Annotated in this window: 17 protein-coding genes, 1 tRNA gene and 1 rRNA gene; 3 read left to right on the forward strand and 16 right to left on the reverse strand. The window is 42.1% G+C overall.

The window, feature by feature from the left end; translation table 11 throughout:
- Nucleotides 1–131: 131 nt before the first annotated feature.
- On the reverse strand, nucleotides 132–788 hold the full coding sequence (locus ACFPRA_RS24855) for a 3-oxoacid CoA-transferase subunit B (RefSeq protein ID WP_381440813.1): 657 nt from the start codon (nucleotides 786–788) through the stop codon (nucleotides 132–134).
- Nucleotides 772–1458 (reverse strand): CoA transferase subunit A, encoded by a 687-nt coding sequence (locus ACFPRA_RS24860; RefSeq protein WP_381440815.1) that lies wholly within the window; start codon nucleotides 1456–1458, stop codon nucleotides 772–774. Before ACFPRA_RS24860 ends, ACFPRA_RS24855 begins: the two co-directional genes overlap by 17 nt.
- 721 nt (nucleotides 1459–2179) lie before the next feature.
- Between ACFPRA_RS24860 and ACFPRA_RS24865 the strand changes: the two genes are divergently transcribed.
- Nucleotides 2180–2794, forward strand: coding sequence for a TetR/AcrR family transcriptional regulator (locus ACFPRA_RS24865; protein WP_381440818.1), 615 nt, complete (start codon nucleotides 2180–2182; stop codon nucleotides 2792–2794).
- Between the two features lie 261 nt (nucleotides 2795–3055).
- On the opposite strand, the gene ACFPRA_RS24870 is transcribed toward ACFPRA_RS24865, so the two are convergent.
- The 4 genes from ACFPRA_RS24870 to groES all read right to left on the reverse strand — a co-directional run bounded on the left by ACFPRA_RS24870 (nucleotide 3056) and on the right by groES (nucleotide 7875).
- Nucleotides 3056–4327 (reverse strand): RidA family protein, encoded by a 1272-nt coding sequence (locus ACFPRA_RS24870; RefSeq protein ID WP_381440820.1) that lies wholly within the window; start codon nucleotides 4325–4327, stop codon nucleotides 3056–3058.
- A 218-nt stretch (nucleotides 4328–4545) separates the two neighbouring features.
- Nucleotides 4546–5379 (reverse strand): carbonic anhydrase, encoded by an 834-nt coding sequence (locus ACFPRA_RS24875; RefSeq protein WP_381440823.1) that lies wholly within the window; start codon nucleotides 5377–5379, stop codon nucleotides 4546–4548.
- 521 nt (nucleotides 5380–5900) lie between these two features.
- Nucleotides 5901–7535, reverse strand: a complete 1635-nt coding sequence (groL, locus tag ACFPRA_RS24880; RefSeq protein ID WP_381440826.1) for a chaperonin GroEL — start codon at nucleotides 7533–7535, stop codon at nucleotides 5901–5903.
- A gap of 55 nt (nucleotides 7536–7590) precedes the next feature.
- Nucleotides 7591–7875, reverse strand: coding sequence for a co-chaperone GroES (groES, locus tag ACFPRA_RS24885; RefSeq protein ID WP_239392214.1), 285 nt, complete (start codon nucleotides 7873–7875; stop codon nucleotides 7591–7593).
- Between the two features lie 184 nt (nucleotides 7876–8059).
- On the opposite strand from groES, the gene ACFPRA_RS24890 reads away from it, so the two are divergent.
- The gene (locus tag ACFPRA_RS24890) at nucleotides 8060–8806 is read left to right on the forward strand and encodes a CPBP family intramembrane glutamic endopeptidase (RefSeq protein ID WP_381440829.1); all 747 of its coding nucleotides are present in this window, start codon (nucleotides 8060–8062) and stop codon (nucleotides 8804–8806) included.
- A gap of 55 nt (nucleotides 8807–8861) precedes the next feature.
- Here ACFPRA_RS24890 and tatC read toward each other — a convergent pair whose 3' ends face one another.
- The 3 genes from tatC to ACFPRA_RS24905 form a co-directional block, all read right to left on the reverse strand.
- Nucleotides 8862–9683 (reverse strand): twin-arginine translocase subunit TatC, encoded by an 822-nt coding sequence (gene tatC / locus ACFPRA_RS24895; protein ID WP_381440832.1) that lies wholly within the window; start codon nucleotides 9681–9683, stop codon nucleotides 8862–8864.
- 17 nt (nucleotides 9684–9700) lie between these two features.
- Complete coding sequence (gene tatA / locus ACFPRA_RS24900; protein ID WP_381440834.1) at nucleotides 9701–9901, reverse strand: twin-arginine translocase TatA/TatE family subunit; 201 nt, start codon at nucleotides 9899–9901, stop codon at nucleotides 9701–9703.
- A gap of 67 nt (nucleotides 9902–9968) precedes the next feature.
- Nucleotides 9969–10619, reverse strand: coding sequence for a redox-sensing transcriptional repressor Rex (locus ACFPRA_RS24905; RefSeq protein WP_381440836.1), 651 nt, complete (start codon nucleotides 10617–10619; stop codon nucleotides 9969–9971).
- A gap of 185 nt (nucleotides 10620–10804) precedes the next feature.
- On the opposite strand from ACFPRA_RS24905, the gene ACFPRA_RS24910 reads away from it, so the two are divergent.
- Nucleotides 10805–12733: an ABC-F family ATP-binding cassette domain-containing protein gene (locus ACFPRA_RS24910; protein WP_381440853.1), complete on the forward strand. Its 1929-nt coding sequence runs from the start codon at nucleotides 10805–10807 to the stop codon at nucleotides 12731–12733.
- Nucleotides 12734–12965: 232 nt separating this feature from the next.
- Here the strand turns inward: ACFPRA_RS24910 and ACFPRA_RS24915 are convergent, their stop codons facing one another.
- From ACFPRA_RS24915 to rrf, 7 genes are all read right to left on the reverse strand, one after another.
- A complete protein-coding gene (locus ACFPRA_RS24915; RefSeq protein WP_381440838.1) occupies nucleotides 12966–13202 on the reverse strand; it encodes a hypothetical protein in 237 nt (78 codons plus the stop codon).
- A 258-nt stretch (nucleotides 13203–13460) separates the two neighbouring features.
- Nucleotides 13461–14489: a tRNA (adenosine(37)-N6)-threonylcarbamoyltransferase complex transferase subunit TsaD gene (gene tsaD / locus ACFPRA_RS24920; RefSeq protein ID WP_381440841.1), complete on the reverse strand. Its 1029-nt coding sequence runs from the start codon at nucleotides 14487–14489 to the stop codon at nucleotides 13461–13463.
- Nucleotides 14489–14929: a ribosomal protein S18-alanine N-acetyltransferase gene (rimI, locus tag ACFPRA_RS24925; RefSeq protein ID WP_381440843.1), complete on the reverse strand. Its 441-nt coding sequence runs from the start codon at nucleotides 14927–14929 to the stop codon at nucleotides 14489–14491. Before rimI ends, tsaD begins: the two co-directional genes overlap by 1 nt.
- Complete coding sequence (gene tsaB / locus ACFPRA_RS24930; protein ID WP_381440845.1) at nucleotides 14922–15641, reverse strand: tRNA (adenosine(37)-N6)-threonylcarbamoyltransferase complex dimerization subunit type 1 TsaB; 720 nt, start codon at nucleotides 15639–15641, stop codon at nucleotides 14922–14924. Before tsaB ends, rimI begins: the two co-directional genes overlap by 8 nt.
- The gene (gene tsaE, locus ACFPRA_RS24935) at nucleotides 15638–16090 is read right to left on the reverse strand and encodes a tRNA (adenosine(37)-N6)-threonylcarbamoyltransferase complex ATPase subunit type 1 TsaE (RefSeq protein ID WP_381440847.1); all 453 of its coding nucleotides are present in this window, start codon (nucleotides 16088–16090) and stop codon (nucleotides 15638–15640) included. Before tsaE ends, tsaB begins: the two co-directional genes overlap by 4 nt.
- A gap of 235 nt (nucleotides 16091–16325) precedes the next feature.
- Nucleotides 16326–16401: transfer RNA gene (locus tag ACFPRA_RS24940), tRNA-Asp, on the reverse strand.
- Nucleotides 16402–16426: 25 nt separating this feature from the next.
- Nucleotides 16427–16541 (reverse strand): 5S ribosomal RNA (gene rrf / locus ACFPRA_RS24945).
- Nucleotides 16542–16678: the final 137 nt, after the last annotated feature.

Raw genomic sequence — 16678 nt, forward strand, 5'->3', positions numbered from 1 at the left:
GGTTATAGCGTCCTTTACCACCCCCCTTTTGTTAGCGCTTTCAAATATATTCGATAACATTAACAGGTTTAATCAAAATCGTATTCTACTCACTCATTTAGCAGTTAGCGGCTGAACAACCATAAAGGATCTCATCTTTCAAGCACTTTTTCTTTCAAATACTCTAATTCAAAACCCACCTTCTCGCTTAATTCTTCAATCGTGATATCCTTAAGTATTTCAACCACTTTTACGCCATCTTCGGTAAATTTAAAAACAGCATAGTCGCTAACCAATAAATCTACTTTTCGAACCCCACTCGTGTCATACGTTAAGTTTTGGACAAGCTTCGATTCTCCATTTTTAGTAAACAATGTTGCAGCAGTAATTACTTTCTTAGCACCTATTAGTAAGTCCATTGCACCGCCAACACCTAGAATGGGTTGATTAGGAACAGACCAATTGGCAATTTTTCCATTTACATCCACCTGCAATACCCCTAGAACAGCAACATCTACATGTCCGCCCCGGATGAGGCCGAAAGAGTCCGCGCTACTAAAAAATGATGAACCTTTCAAATTTGTTACGGGGTCTTTTCCTGCATTCGTTAAATCAATATCAATCTGCCAATCTATGGGAGATGGGCCCATACCGAGCAATCCGTTCTCCGACTGTAAATACACCTTTCTATCGCCTAGATATTCAATCACTAAAGTCGGAATACCAATTCCTAAATTCACAACTTGTCCTTCCTCTAACTCTTCCGCAATACGTTTTGCGATTATATGTCTTTTATTTTGAAGCAACATAAGAGCCCCCTTTTTTTCTATAACCACTTTTAATAATGTAATCCACATAAGCGTGAGGCGTCACAATATGTTCTGAGTCTAACTCACCGACTTCGACAATCTCATCCACTTCGGCTATGACAACTTTACCAGCGGTCGCCATCATCGGATTAAAGTTTCTCGCAGTCGTATGGTAAATTAAATTGCCTAATCGATCCGCCTTTAAAGCTTTAACGAGTGCAATATCCCCCTTAATGGCCTTTTCAAAAATATAACGTTCTCCGTCAATTTCACGCTCTTCTTTCCCGTTGGCCAGTTTGGTTCCTACAGCTGTCTTTGTATAAAATCCACCAATTCCAGCACCTCCGGCTCTAAGAGCTTCGGCAAGTGTTCCTTGTGGTATCAAATCGATTTCTAACTCCCCATTTTGCCAAGCATTCACAGCCTCCTTATTCACTGTAAAATACGAGCCAATTGCTTTCTTAATCTTTCCTTGCATAAATAGCTTGTGTAAGCCCAGTCCATCATCTCCTAAATTGTTACTGACAACTGTCAAATCTTTAATGGGAGCTTCCAATAATTCATCTAAAATGGTTAAGGGCGTTCCTGATAAACCAAATCCGCCAACCAATAACTTATTCCCACTCTTAACTAAATGCCGAATTTCCTCTTTTTCAATAACTTTATTCATTTTCATCCCCCTGACAAAATAATTTCCTCAATAGTCTGTTATTTAACGTCAAATTTGTTGGTTGCCAAACAAAAAGTTTGGGGTCAAAGTGATTTAATTGCCACGTTATCAGACTATGGTCCGATTGTACTTCAACATAGAATATTCTGTCAATACATATTAAATTTTTTCAAGAATTAGAAGATGTAGGCTGATCAATCGCGCCTCGGCGTGATTGCGTCCAGATTTTGAATTGCGCTTTCTAATGGCTGGTGCCTTAATTTCTGCAAAGAACGCAGAAATTAAGGCAAATCGAACCCTTCGCCGTTCGATTCGCAATTCACCCCTTTCAAAATCTGTGACATCCACCGGAGGCTTGGGCCAACAGGATGTTGGTCACTCAGGTGTTGCCGCAGGACGCGGCGACCTTAGCCTGAATTCCTCTAATCAGCAAATCTTTTTGTACTGAAAGCGAAGCGTCAGCTACAGGGAGTTTGGACTCCCTCTGATTGAAATGCCTTCTGGCATTCATCTCGCAACTTCTGGAAGTGGGGGACTTCTGCTGAATCAAGTTAAAGCTAAATTTGTTTTAAAGCGAGAAAAAAAGGAGATTAATAATTTTCTTATGGAAATATTCGCACATTGTACTATAATAGGCTTTACTAGACCTAAGTCTACTAATTGGCAGTTTAAAAAGCTAAGCATGCTATACTACAGTCTAATTAGAATAGGAGCGATTTGTTTGGTTAAACAAGAATATAAACAAGTTAGAGGCAAAAAGACGAAAAAAAAAATCTTAGAAACCGCGTTAAAATTATTTGCAGAAAAAGGGTATGATCAAGTAACAGTTGATGAAATCTGTGAAAAGAGCGATTCATCTAAAGGTTCCTTTTACCAGCATTTTTCATCGAAATCGACTATATTTTTGGAGAAATTCTTTGAAGTAGATGACCATTATGTCCAAGTGATAGAAAATCTACCTGAAGGCATGGATGTATATGAAAAGATTTCTATCTTCTTTCATGAAGCCCTGTGCATTATCAATGATCAGATGGGAAAGGACTTAATGAAAGTCATTTATAGTTCTGCGCCTATCTCAAATGAACACACTTATTTTTTAAATAAAGATCGTGACCTGACTTGCATATTCATGTCTTTTGTCGAGGAAATTCAAGGAAAACAAGCAAACGAGACCACCTCTCAAGCAAACGATCTATTGATGATCTTAAATCAGGCAATGATGGGAGCAATATACTATTGGACGGTTAGCAAAAACGAACAAAGTTTACCCGACCTAGCCAAACCAATCACTCAAACAATGATTGAAGGTCTGAAAGCTTTGAACAATAAACCATGATGCTGAAATTCTTTATTTCTTATTACTCCCACACTTCAAGAGTTTTTTGTTACGCCCACCCGGAAACTAAAAAAAGCACTGAGATTTCTGCCATAATCGGCTAAAATCTCAATGCTTTTTTATTTATGTTGTTAAAAGAAAGAAGCTGTCCCAACTCTCATTTGAGACAGCCTCTATTATAACCGGGGTATGCGATTCCGCATTTACCATCAGCATTAAAGAGGAACTTTGATCGTTCCTGTATTTACAAACAATCGCCTGTTATGCTTGTGGAGGTGTTCCTTCAGCGTTTCCTAAAACTACATCGATTTGGATTAACGCATCTTCTGGTAATGCTGATACGCCAACTGTTCTTCGTGCAGGGGTTCCGCCTGGGAAGAATGTTTTGTAAACTTCGTCTACAGCATCCATATCCGCGATATTTTTAACGAAGATATTTACTTTAACGACATCGTCCATAACGTGGTCGATACTTTCGACAATTGCCTTAACATTTTTCAAGCACTGCTCAGCTTGCTCTTTTACACCACCAGCTACCAATTGGCCAGTTTTTGGATCCAAAGGTAATTGACCTGAAAGGTGATTATAATGAGAGAACGCTACAGTTTGTGTAGACAATGAACTCTTTGGTGCATTTTCAGTGTTGCGTGCCCAGATAACGATTCCATGTCTGTCTTCAACAGCTTGTGGAGGTGTACCGTCTCCGTGTGACACGACTGCTTCCATTTGTACCAAAGCACCCATAGGTAGAGCTGAAGCTTCAACTACTGTGCGTGCAGGGACATAGGCAACAGTTCTAGCGATAGCGGAGTCTGGGAAGAATGTTGAATAAACTTCGTTTACCGCTTCGATATCTGAAAGGTCTTTAACGAAGATCGTCATTTTAACAATATCGTCAAAAGGAACGTCGATACTTTCTAAAATTGCCTTGATATTTTTCAAGCACTGTCTAGCCTGCTCTTGTACACCGCCAGTTACGAATCTGCCAGTTTTTGGATCGATCGGCAATTGAGCTGAAAGATAATTGTAATGTGAGAAAGCCACAGTTTGCGTAGATAGAGAACTTGTAGGGGCTTTCGCCGTGTTATTTGTAAGCTTTACAAGGTCGCCTGCTTGTGGTGCGTTTGGAATTGAACCTTCACCGTGTGAAAGAAGTGCTTCAACTTGTACCATAGCATCCATAGGCAAAGCTGCAACTGCAACTGTTGTCCGTGCTGGAACATAAGTTGGGAAGAATGTTTTATAAACTTCGTCTACAGCGTCGGCATCTTTAATATCCTTAACGAATACCGTGATTCTAACGATATCGCTCATAACATGATCGATGCTGTCTACAATTGCCTTGATATTGTTAAAGCACTGTTCAGCTTGCTCTTTTATACCACCAGCAACCAACTTACCAGTTTTTGGATCGACTGGCAATTGAGCTGAAAGATTGTTGTAATGAGAGAACGCTACAGTTTGTGAATAAAGACCGTTACCGTTTGGAGCATTTTCCGTATTTTTTGCTGATACTGCGTTATAGTTGCTCATAATACGATTTCCCTTCTTGATAAATATTTACTAACCAAAGTATGCACCGAAAAAGCCGTTCTAAACCGCTCTGAGTGCTATGCAATTATAGCAGAACTTGTTCACTTTGGCTAACGTTTTGTAAGAGATGAACAAAAAGCTTCTCACAAGTCCATTGAACTTATGAGAAGCTCTTTTTTTATTCAGTATGATGTGATTACATCATACCGCCCATAAACTTAGTTCTTAATAATTTCGCGTTTGTTTAAAGGCAGAACAGGACGATGGTTATCAGGAAAAATTTGCTGAAATGCTTGAATTTGTTCTTTTGACATTTCAATTGGCTTTTCAAAAACAATCCATTTTACTTCTTCTGCACACGGTGGCGTCGTTAATGAACCATTATAATGGAAAGATGTTTGATCTGAAGGGAGTAAAGCTTGTAAATCAACAGGTTCCTTAATGGAAATATCTTTTTCATTTTTATCCTTTGGCAGTGCATCCCAAACAGGTGCTAAGTTTTCGTTTTCTATTCCTTCTTGAATCATCAAACCAAGTACTGCAAGCTCACCGTTCGTACTTTGGTGCACAAGATGCAGTTCCATATCAAATTGTTGACTATTAAATTGATGCTCGCTTGGTGTATGGAAATGAAATTGAACAAGTTTGTATTCCTTTCCTTCAACCACAATGTTGTTGCTTGGTGTTGCGGCGTTAGCCTGTATTGTATGACCGTTATTGACTATTGAAAATGGTGTCGGTTTATATTGTATTTCGATATTTTCCGATCCTTCACTCGCTTTCACCTGAGAGAATTCGATATTAATCGGTGATTGTTCATTTCCTTGTATACAAGCTGAGAATGCGGGTACCAATTCTCCCCAATGTCCAGGACCTGTTTCTCCTTCGTAAGACCAATGAGCAGTGGGTACATTATGTATTGTTTTGTTATCTTGCATGTCAGTTACTTCTACTTTTTTTGGTATAGTTGTTTCTTTTGTCTGATCTGAGCAAGCTACGAGTAAAAAGCTTAAAGATACAACTAAAAATGGATACAATAAGTTCTTTTTCATATTTGGCCAATTCCCCTCTTCCTTACTTTTTCTATCTCTGCATATAGAACACAATACTAAAAATTGCATAAAATACAAAACATTATTTACCAAAAACATTTATATTAAACAATATCGTTAATATATACTATATGTTTATACAAAAAAATGAATAAACATATGAATTATCTCTCGGTGCTTAATGACTGGTTTCCATTCTAATGAAAAGCATTTTTTGCTTCTTGCCAATCCTCCGCTGACCAGAAGTGAAAAGGTCGCTTGGAGAAGTACATGCAAACCTCTTGAAAGAATGGAACTGTAAAGTATCCCTCGATACTTCAAGGATGGCATCCAACGAAAAATAAAAAGAAACATACGGACATCTAACACGTGGACTAGAAAAAAGGCCTCTCAACAATTCAGCGAATTGATGAAAGACCTTCATATATAGAGTTATTTACTGGCGCTTACGACCAATAAAATGTCCACCGTATGATAAAACATGCTCTAACCCTTGATTTAACTAGGGTAATGAGTTTTTATCACATCATGCCGCCCATTCCACCCATGCCGCCCATGTCAGGCATTGCAGGTGCGTTTGGTTCTGGTTTGTCGGCGATAACCGCTTCAGTTGTCAAGAACATTGCTGCAACGGATGCTGCGTTTTGTAGCGCTGAACGAGTAACTTTAGTTGGGTCAACGATACCTGCTTGCATCATATTCACCCATTCGCCATCTGCTGCGTTGAAGCCAGTGCCGACTTCTTCACGTTTTAGGCGATCGACAACGATTGAACCTTCAAGGCCAGCGTTGTTTGCGATTTGACGTACAGGCTCTTCCAGTGCACGAAGAACGATTTTCACGCCTGTTGCAACGTCACCTGCTGTTGAATCTAGTAGAGTTTCTACTTTGTTATAGACGTTTACGAGCGCTGTTCCACCACCGGAAACGATTCCTTCTTCAACCGCTGCACGCGTTGAGTTCAATGCGTCTTCGATACGAAGTTTGCGTTCTTTCAATTCTGTTTCAGTAGCTGCGCCGACTTTGATAACTGCTACGCCGCCTGCCAGTTTTGCAAGACGCTCTTGTAGTTTTTCTTTGTCGAACTCAGAAGTTGTTTCTTCCAATTGAACACGGATTTGGTTGACACGGCCTTCAATTTTAGCTGAGTCGCCGCTTCCTTCAACGATTGTTGTGTTGTCTTTTGTAACAACAACTTTTGCAGCCCGTCCAAGTTGCGTAATATCTGCAGATTTCAGGTCAAGACCTAGATCTTCTGTGATCACTTCTCCGCCTGTCAATGTTGCGATGTCTTCAAGCATCGCTTTACGGCGATCTCCGAAGCCTGGTGCTTTTACAGCAACTGCGTTGAATGTGCCGCGAAGTTTGTTGACAACAAGTGTTGCAAGCGCTTCACCTTCTACGTCTTCAGCGATCATTAGAAGCGGTTTACCTTGTTGTACGACTTGCTCAAGTACAGGAAGGATTTCTTGGATGTTGGTAATCTTTTTATCTGTGATCAGAATGTAAGGGTTGTCAAGAACCGCTTCCATTTTATCAGTATCTGTTGCCATGTAAGCCGATGCATAACCACGGTCGAACTGCATACCTTCTACAACGTCGAGTTCAGTTGTGAATCCTTTTGACTCTTCGATTGTGATAACGCCATCGTTACCAACGCGCTCCATTGCTTCAGCGATCAGTTCGCCGACTTCTTCATCACCTGAAGAGATTGCAGCAACTTGTGCAATTTCTTGTTTGCTTTCGATTTCATCGGAAATAGACTGTAAACCTTCCACAGCTGTTGCAACTGCTTGTTCGATTCCTTTACGGATACCTACCGGGTTTGCACCAGCTGTAACGTTTTTCAAACCTTCACGGATCATAGCTTGCGCAAGAACCGTTGCAGTTGTCGTACCGTCACCAGCGATTTCGTTTGTTTTGGAAGCCACTTCTGCTACCAGTTTTGCACCCATGTTTTCGAATGCATCTTCTAGTTCGATTTCACGAGCGATTGTCACACCGTCGTTTGTAATAAGTGGTGAACCAAATTTTTTCTCAAGAACGACGTTGCGTCCTTTTGGTCCAAGCGTTACTTTTACAGCATCTGCTAATGTATCTACACCACGGAGCATTGCACCACGTGCGTCTTCGTTAAATTTAATTTCTTTAGCCATTTATAAGTTCCCTCCTGATTTTCGTGTTTTCATTTATGAATTCTCAAACGGCTTATTAGCCGATGATTGCTAAAATGTCGCTTTCACGCAGGATTAGAAATTCATTACCTTCATATTTCACTTCAGTTCCGGAATATTTAGAGAAGATGATCCGATCGCCTTCTTTTACTTCCAGTTCGATGCGCTGGCCATTCTCTAGAACGCGTCCGGTACCTGCTGCTACAACTTTCCCTTCTTGCGGTTTCTCTTTCGCAGAATCCGGTAGTACAATACCACTTGAAGTTTTTTCTTCTGCCTCGATTAGTTCGATTACGATACGGTCACCTAATGGTTTCAACAAGTGAAACAACCTCCTCAAAATATTTTCTTGGATTTTAGCACTCGACCTACCGGAGTGCTAACACATTTTCTATCATAAAGAAGATTCAAATTAATTGCAAGCAAAAACTCTAGACATTTCTCTTTGCTTATCGAACTGGAAAAAGATAAAATGAACGTCAGCCACATATGAAGGAGTGGATACGTTGAAAAATTGGAAAATGTATATCTATTTGCTACTGACGTATATTGCTATGCAAGTCGGGAGTGTCTATTTAGCTGAGTTATTGATCGGTTATATGAAAAGCAAACCTGGTTTGCAAGAGCTCCAAGCCACTTATCACGGGTTCGCTTGGTCCCTCTTTATTGTCAACACAATTGCGGCAATCATTTTTCTTGTATTGATTGCACGGAATAAGAAATTCATGCAAGTTTTCAAAGGAAAAAAAGCGTCTATCGGAAGTATCTTCCTTTGGGGGATTATCGGATTCTTTCTCGCAATGGGCGGACAAATGCTCGCTGCCTCCATCGAGTCGATGTTCGGTGTTACGCCAGGATCCGACAATACTGCGTTACTGACGGATATTGCAAAAACGTCACCGATTGTCATCATTTCAATGGTACTATTTGCACCCTTATTGGAAGAACTGGTGTTTAGAAGAGTGATTTTCGGCGGGATCTATATGAAAACAAATTTCTGGATTGCTACTCTTGTGAGTGCAGTGGTCTTTGCCGCCGTTCACAATGAACTCGAACATCTACTTATCTATACGATGCCGGCATTGGTCTTCGCCTATTTGTATTACCGAACCAAATCCATCCTGACACCGATGATTGCCCATGGACTGATGAATGGCTTTGTTGTCGTCGTCCAGCTAAACTATGATAAGCTTCAGAGGTATATTGAAGAAATGGAAAAGGTCAAACAAGCGGTGATTATTTTTATTCAATGAAAAAAGCCTTCCAATCGGCTTAAGTTAACCGATTGGAAGGCTTTTTTCAATCTATTTAGCGACCCATCACTTCGTCAATTTGACGTTGTTGCTCCGCCTTTACCTCGTCCAATTGACGCTGTTGCTCTGCTTTTAAATATTTCCGATAACCGAAACGTGAGATGAAAATACTTAATTCATAAAGAGCGAACATCGGAACTGTAACAAGTAAATGTGACATCAAATCTGGTGGTGTAATAAATGCCGCAATGACAAAAAGCGTAAAATAAGCATATTTTCTAATTTTTACAAGCCTAGTCGGACTGACAAGACCGAGCCTTGTCAGAAATAACAAGACGACCGGCAACTGAAACACAACACCAAATGGAATCAGAATTTGAAATAAAAACGTGAAGTACTCATTGATACCAATGGTTTGTGTAATCCCAAGTTCTCCGGATAAAGTAATCATGAATTTCATGACATAAGGCAACAGAACAAAATAAGAAAACGAGACACCTGCTACAAAAAGAAGAAATGTGAACGGGATATAATTCCGTGTCGCGCGTCGCTCCTTCTCATGTAAACCCGGCGTGATAAATGCCCATAGCTGATACATAATGACCGGTGAGATGACGACGAAGGAAATGAAAATAATCACTTTCATATAAATCATAATCGGATCTAAAACAGCAAATGAATGCAGAGGGCTTTCTTCAACACCCCCTGACAGCATGGGCTCTATTTCCCCCGTATACTGCGATTGTAGAAACTTAATGACCGGCTTTGCAACAAAGAAGCTGCCTGCCACCGCTATAACAAAGAAAACGACGATTACCGTCAGCCGTTTTCTAATCTCATCTATATGCTCAATGACTGTTAAATTTTTTTCTATCATCGGACAGACATCCTAACTTACTTCAGTTCTTCTTTTTTGTCTTCCACTTTCTGAACTTCCGCTTTTTTCACGTCATCATCATCCACTAAACCTTTTGTGGCGTTTTTAAATTCACGTAATGAAGAACCGAACGCCTTCCCGATTTCCGGCAATTTCTTCGGACCGAATACGAGCAATGCAATAATTGCGATAATAATTAAACTTCCTGGACCTGGCATCCCGGACACCTCCCTCGTAATATGTCTATTTTACACGAAAACCGCGCGGAATACCATTGATGGACCATCACAGATGTGACTGTTTTACGTCATTTTTTATAAAGTATATGAGCGTTTGCAATTCTACGGATAAATCGATCGTATGCACACGAACTGTTTCAGGTACGGATAAGCGAACCGGTGCGAAATTCAAAATACCTTTGACACCCGCTTGTACAAGTTGGTCGGTCACATCTTGTGCAATCCGCGAAGGGACTGTCAAAATGACATGTTCAATTTTCAATTCTTTGATTTTTTCCTGTAATGTATCGGGATGGAAAGCTGGAATACCACTCATCTCTGTACCATCTATTGATGCTTTGGGATCGAACGCGACGACGATACGCGTATTATGGTTTTTCTGGAAATTATATTTTAAAAAAGCATTCCCCAAACTGCCAACCCCAATTAATGCAACATCGGTCTCCGCGTCCTCATCAAGTGTCTTTCGGAAAAAATCGACAAGATAATGCACATCATAGCCATATCCTTTTCTTCCGAGCGCACCGAAATGAGAAAAGTCACGACGGATTGTCGCTGCATCGATTTTCATCACTTCACTTAATTCACTAGACGATACACGCTTTTTTCCTGAATTAGCGATATTTTGAAGAAATCTATAGTAAAGAGGCAATCGCTTTGATGTCGCCTGTGGAATTTTTGGCGTTTCCTCTCTCATGTGGAACCTCCTGTACGGTACTTTTAGCCGATTCTATCGTACAGTAGAAGTCGGCTGTTGTAAAGTCGGTCATCGCTCGCTTTACGCCCTCTCATCGTCCCCAATTCGCCATGATGATTCTGTCGATAGCAGTAGGGAATATCTCCTGAATTATGATAAACTAAAGGAGAATTGAGGTGCTTACGATGATTGTTTTACAAGTGAATGGATTGACAAAATCATTTTCAGGAACAGATATATTAACCAATGTACGGCTCGAAGTGCAACATCGTGACCGTGTCGCTCTTGTTGGCCGAAACGGTGCGGGCAAGTCCACCTTGCTTAAAGTGATTGCGGGTGAAATGACGGCGGATTCGGGCGATATCATTGTCCCAAAAGACATTCGAATCGGCTATCTCGAACAGCATACCGGCATCGATTCCCCACTCTCGATTTGGGAAGAAATGATGACCGTATTCGAACCGCTCCATGCCATCGAAAGACGGTTGCGCACACTTGAAGGACAGATGGCCGACCCAGCCGTCTATGAGAACTCATTGGAGTACGATAAAGTTATGAAAGAGTACGACGCCTTGCAAATCGAGTTCAAAGATTCCGGCGGCTATCAATACGAATCAGATACGCGCTCTGTGCTGCACGGCATGCGCTTCTATCCTGAAGACTTCGATAAGAGCGTGAACCTGTTATCCGGAGGCCAGAAAACGAGACTGGCCCTCGCCAAAATGCTCTTGAGTAAACCGGATCTTCTCATCTTGGACGAACCGACCAACCATTTGGATATCGAAACGCTAGGCTGGCTGGAAAAATACCTCGTGTCCTACGAAGGCGCCCTTCTGATTGTTTCCCATGACCGCTACTTCCTCGATGAAATTGTCACGATCGTTTATGAAGTATCACGAAAAAAAGTGACGAAATACACAGGGAACTATAGTGCCTATCTCGATGAAAAAGCGAAAAACTATGAACGGGATCGCAAGTTATATGAAAAGGATTTGTCCGAAAAAGCAAAGCTCGAAGACTTCATCCAGCGGAATATCGCCCGGGCCTCCACGTCCAAAATGGCAAAGAGCCGTCGTAAACTGCTTGAACGAACCGAATGGATGGATGCACCTGATGGAAACGAAAAATCCGCCAGCTTCTCTTTTTCAATCGAACGTCCAAGTGGTAATGATGTTTTAAATGTGGAGAATTTAGCAATTGGCTATGATGGTACCCCCCTTTCCACTAACATTGATTTCCGGGCGTACAAGCATGATCGAATTGCAATTATCGGGCCAAATGGCGTCGGAAAATCAACGTTATTGAAAACGATCGTTAAAAAAGAAGTGCCCATAGCAGGCTCAATTAAGTACGGGACGAACGTCCAATTTGGCTACTATGATCAGGAACAAGCAACGCTTATCGGATCAGGGACCGTCCTGCAGGAAATTTGGGATGACTGGCCTATGATGAACGAGAAGGATGTCCGCTCATTACTTGGACGTTTCCTTTTCACAGGCGAGGATGTTGAAAAGCCCGTCCAGTCTTTATCCGGAGGGGAAAAAGCACGCTTATCCCTCGCAAAACTGATGTTACAAAAATCGAACACTCTCATTTTAGACGAACCGACGAACCATCTAGACCTCGATAGCAAAGAAGTCCTTGAAAATGCGCTTGATGATTTTCCAGGTACATTGCTTTTCGTCTCGCATGACCGGTACTTCATTAATCGTTTGGCAACTAAAGTGATTGACCTTAGTACAAATGGAGCTATGGAATATCTCGGGGATTATGATTATTTTGTCGAAAAGAAGCTGGAACAAGAAGAGTTGAATGCGGATATCTCTACAGTTAAAGCTGAAGGGATTCCTTCAGCCACCCGTTCGAATGAACAGGATAAAGAATTGCGTAGGCAGGAAAGAAGACTGACAAGGGCCATTGCCGATTTGGAGGATAGGATGTCCCGATTGGAAGATGAGATTGCAGCACTTCAAACCGAATTATCCTTACCTGAATTTGCAGAAGACCATGTAAAGTTAATGGAGTTGCAAGCTCAGATCGATGAACGGCAAGAAGAGCATGATCGTAAGTCCGATGAATGGCTTTCCTTACAAGAGGAATTGGAAGCTTTATAAACGGATATCATCAATTACGCCTCGGCGTAATTGCGTCCGGTTTTTGAATTGCGCTTTCTAATGGCTGGTGCCTTAATTTCTGCAAAGAACGCAGAAATACGGCAAATCGAACCCTTCGCCGTTCGATTCGCAATTAGCTCCCTTCAAAATCTGTGACATCCGCGGGCCTACAGGATGTAGGTCATGCAGTCGTTGCGACAGGACGTCGCGCACTTAGACTGCCTTCCATTATTCATTCAGCGGGAGTTTGAGAACCCGCTAAACAGGAATACAAAACCGCATTCATCTCGTCACCTATAGAAGTGGAAGTCTTCTGTAGCTGACGCTTCGCTTTCAGTACAAAAAGATTTGCTGAATAAAGATAAACATTCGTCGCATTGAATGTAAAGAAACCATTCAATGCGACGTTTTGTCGTTTTGACGACTTCGGCGTATATTGTTGGTGAATCACATCATGATACACAGGCATTCATTTCCACAATCTTATCAACATGAAACATGCCGATTTAATCACATATGAACATTGTTTTCCACATTATCCACAGAAATTCATTTTTCTATCCACATAGTTATCCTAATTGTGCTGTTATTAAATAACTTTTCAGCATACTTATGCACAACTTGTCCACAAATGTGCATAAGTACGAACGTTCTCTATTGACAAACAAAATTTTTTCAGGACAAAAAAACACGAATGCTGTCGATTGTTGACAACATTCGTGCTTTTTCATTTTTCGGATTTCCAAGAAACAAGGGGCATGCCGGGTTTACCATTCATCGCCAGATTGCCGCGTATGCCATCCAGGAACATCGCTGATCCAGCTGCTGCAATCATCGCCGCATTATCGGTACAAAGTGAAATCGGCGGTACATAGAAAGGAATTTCTTCCTGATGGAAAGCCTCTTCAAGTGAAGCGCGAAGCCCCTTATTTGCAGCCACTCCACCTGCTGCAATCACTTGTTTCACCTGAAATTCCTTGGCTGCTTTCAACGCCTTCGTTGTCAGCACTTCAACGACACTGGCCTGGAATCCCGCAGCGATATGTGCGGGGTTTACTTTCCCGCCACGCTGCTCAAGATTATGTTTGTAGTTAATGACCGAGGATTTCAGACCGCTAAAGCTGAAGTCATACGAGTCTGGTTCCAACCATGCCCTCGGGAATTCGACTTGTCCATCACTTTCAGCCGCCAACTTATCGATTTGCGGACCGCCTGGGTATGGAAGACCGAGGACGCGAGCCACTTTGTCATATGCCTCGCCAGCAGCGTCATCACGCGTTTCTCCAATCAGTGTGAAAGCTCCATGCTCCTCCATCAACACGAGCTCCGTATGCCCGCCTGACACGATAATAGCCAGCAAAGGGAACTCCATCGGTTGCATTAACATATTCGCATAAATATGACCCGCTATATGATGCACGCCAATAATCGGCAGACCATTTGCAAAAGCAAATGCTTTCGCCGCATTAATTCCGATGAGGAGCGCCCCAATAAGCCCGGGACCTTCTGTAACCGCGACTGCATCAAGCTCCTTCGGTGTTAAACCTGCAACGGCAAGTGCCTCTTCTATGACGATTGTAATCTGTTCGACATGATGTCTCGAGGCAATCTCTGGCACAACGCCTCCGAATCTTTTTTGACTCATAATTTGGGATGCTACCACATTCGAAACAATTTCTTTACCATTTTTCACAACAGATGCCGCTGTTTCATCACAGCTTGTTTCAATTCCTAATATATAGATGTCTTTTTCCATTACAATTCCACCCACATGACGAGCGCATCTTCATGGTCGTCCGCATAATAGTTTTTCCGTATGCCACCGTCCTGAAACCCTAGCTTACGGTACAAATTTTGTGCTGTGTGATTGGTCACCCGCACTTCCAGCGTCATCAGTCGAACGTTCATCTCCTTGCAAAGCGCAATCGCTTGCCTCATCAAACCTTCCCCGATTCCATTTCCTCGCCATCGCTTACGCACCGCGACATTCGTAATATGACATTCGTCTAATACGATCCACATTCCGCAATGGCCAATCACTTCATCTTCTTGAACTGCAACAACGTAATGAGCATAGGCATTCCCCGTCATCTCATGTTCAAAAATTTCATGGGTCCAAGGTGTGGCAAATGATTCTTCTTCAATGGCTACAACAGAAGCGATATCGTCTCTTCCCATTTTTCGATACTCAATCATTTGAATCACGCACTTGTTCCTTTCCTTGCTCTTTCAGCCAATTCGCTTCCGCTTCTGCAAGTCGACGGTACTCCGGAACGAATGTATGGATATCCAATTCTTGCTCCTGCTGAGCCGCCAAATGGATCAATGTAGATGCGCGGGGCAAATTCAGATGAAGCGGGGCGATTTCCGTGAGATCGCCCAACTGCTCAACTAGTTGCTGCTCATGTATTGCTGAATCTTTTCCAATAAACAGGACGGGTTCGCCACGCTGTTCCAAAAGACGAACCAATTCTTCTAGCGCAAAATGGCCATCTTCAATCACTGTAGTTAACGATCCATCTTTATAGTGGTACGCAGCACTATAAACATTTCCCCTTCTGGCGTCCACAATCGGGCAAATTAAGCCACTAAAATAAATAGCATTGCCAGCGAGCACCTTTAAACTCGAAAGGCCGTAGAGCGGTTTTTGAAGCGTCCATGCAAGCGTCTTTGCTATTGTTACACCAATTCGGACCCCCGTATAGGATCCCGGGCCTTCTGAAACAGCAATCGCATCTATGTCAGCAGGGCGCATCCCTACTTTGGTAAACAGTTCCTCGATAGCCGGCATAGCACGTAACGAGTGATTGATGGCCATAGCAGCATTCTCTTCAGCTAATAGTTGCCCATCCTTCACAATAGCCACAGAAAGCGGCGTATTGGCCGTATCTATTCCAAGCCAGATCATAAGTCTATCCCCTCACAAATCATTTCATATCGCTCTCCAAATGGTCTAAATGTGATCTTTCGGCGATCATCACCTTCATGAACAATCCGGATTTCCAAACGTTCCGAAGGCAAATTATCTTCTATTAAATGTGCCCATTCAACAACAGATATCGCATCTCCATAAAACAGCTCGTCCCATCCGAGATCTTCCTCGCTCTCCGCTAGACGGTACACATCAAGATGGTTAAAAGGGTACTTCCCTTCATACTGTTTCACAATCGTAAATGTCGGACTATTGACGGTTCGTGTAATGCCTAGCCCTTTAGCAAGTGCCTTTGTAAACGTCGTCTTCCCTGCCCCCAGATCTCCTTCAAGCGTAATGACATCAGGTGGCGTCAGAAGGGTTGACAATTTTGTAGCCAGTTTTTCTGTTTCCCTAACGGAATAAACTTCGAATTCCTTTATCATATCGAATTTCCTTTCTACTGCTTTGCTCTAGTGTACCGAAAATAAACGATATCGGAAAGCATAGATACTTACAGATGATTTTCGGATATCAGAAAGCATTGCCTCTCCTTCTCGGAGACTATTTTCCTTTTTGTCAAAATATTATTTGTTTCATTTGAATGTTGAAATGAATGTTGAAATCGCAAAAAACCGATTCCGGATAAACTACCCGGAATCGGTTATAAATTTAAATAAATGGCGGTCCCGACCGGGATCGAACCGGCGATCTCCTGCGTGACAGGCAGGCATGTTAACCGCTACACCACGGGACCAATAAAATCTATATAAAATAGATGAGCCTGGCGACGTCCTACTCTTGCAGGGGAAACCCCCGACTACCATCGGCGCTGAAGAGCTTAACTTCCGTGTTCGGGATGGGAACGGGTGTGACCTCTTCGCCATCGGCACCAGACTCTTTGAGCTTGTTCGCTCAAAACCGGATAAAACCAACATTGGTTTGTACAAAACGAGGGACAACCGTGCCCTTTTTAAATCAAGGTTAAGTCCTCGATCGATTAGTATCTGTCAGCTCCACACGTCGCCGCGCTT

Origin of the sequence: Sporosarcina soli (genome assembly GCF_042655805.1) — a bacterium.
Classification (GTDB): Bacteria; Bacillota; Bacilli; order Bacillales_A; family Planococcaceae; genus Sporosarcina; species Sporosarcina soli.

Excerpts from the sequence above, each read along its gene's own strand:
- ACFPRA_RS24855 (WP_381440813.1), bottom strand. The coding sequence starts at position 788 with ATGTTGCTTCAAAATAAAAGACATATAATCGCAAAACGTATTGCGGAA.
- tsaB (WP_381440845.1), bottom strand. The coding sequence starts at position 15,641 with ATGATCTGGCTTGGAATAGATACGGCCAATACGCCGCTTTCTGTGGCT.
- tatC (WP_381440832.1), bottom strand. The coding sequence starts at position 9,683 with ATGATAGAAAAAAATTTAACAGTCATTGAGCATATAGATGAGATTAGA.
- tsaE (WP_381440847.1), bottom strand. The coding sequence starts at position 16,090 with ATGATAAAGGAATTCGAAGTTTATTCCGTTAGGGAAACAGAAAAACTG.
- groL (WP_381440826.1), bottom strand. The coding sequence starts at position 7,535 with ATGGCTAAAGAAATTAAATTTAACGAAGACGCACGTGGTGCAATGCTC.
- tsaD (WP_381440841.1), bottom strand. The coding sequence starts at position 14,489 with ATGGAAAAAGACATCTATATATTAGGAATTGAAACAAGCTGTGATGAA.
- ACFPRA_RS24905 (WP_381440836.1), bottom strand. The coding sequence starts at position 10,619 with ATGAGAGAGGAAACGCCAAAAATTCCACAGGCGACATCAAAGCGATTG.
- ACFPRA_RS24910 (WP_381440853.1), top strand. The coding sequence starts at position 10,805 with ATGATTGTTTTACAAGTGAATGGATTGACAAAATCATTTTCAGGAACA.
- tatA (WP_381440834.1), bottom strand. The coding sequence starts at position 9,901 with ATGCCAGGTCCAGGAAGTTTAATTATTATCGCAATTATTGCATTGCTC.
- ACFPRA_RS24915 (WP_381440838.1), bottom strand. The coding sequence starts at position 13,202 with ATGCCTGTGTATCATGATGTGATTCACCAACAATATACGCCGAAGTCG.
- ACFPRA_RS24860 (WP_381440815.1), bottom strand. The coding sequence starts at position 1,458 with ATGAATAAAGTTATTGAAAAAGAGGAAATTCGGCATTTAGTTAAGAGT.
- rimI (WP_381440843.1), bottom strand. The coding sequence starts at position 14,929 with ATGATTGAGTATCGAAAAATGGGAAGAGACGATATCGCTTCTGTTGTA.
- ACFPRA_RS24870 (WP_381440820.1), bottom strand. The coding sequence starts at position 4,327 with ATGAGCAACTATAACGCAGTATCAGCAAAAAATACGGAAAATGCTCCA.
- ACFPRA_RS24875 (WP_381440823.1), bottom strand. The coding sequence starts at position 5,379 with ATGAAAAAGAACTTATTGTATCCATTTTTAGTTGTATCTTTAAGCTTT.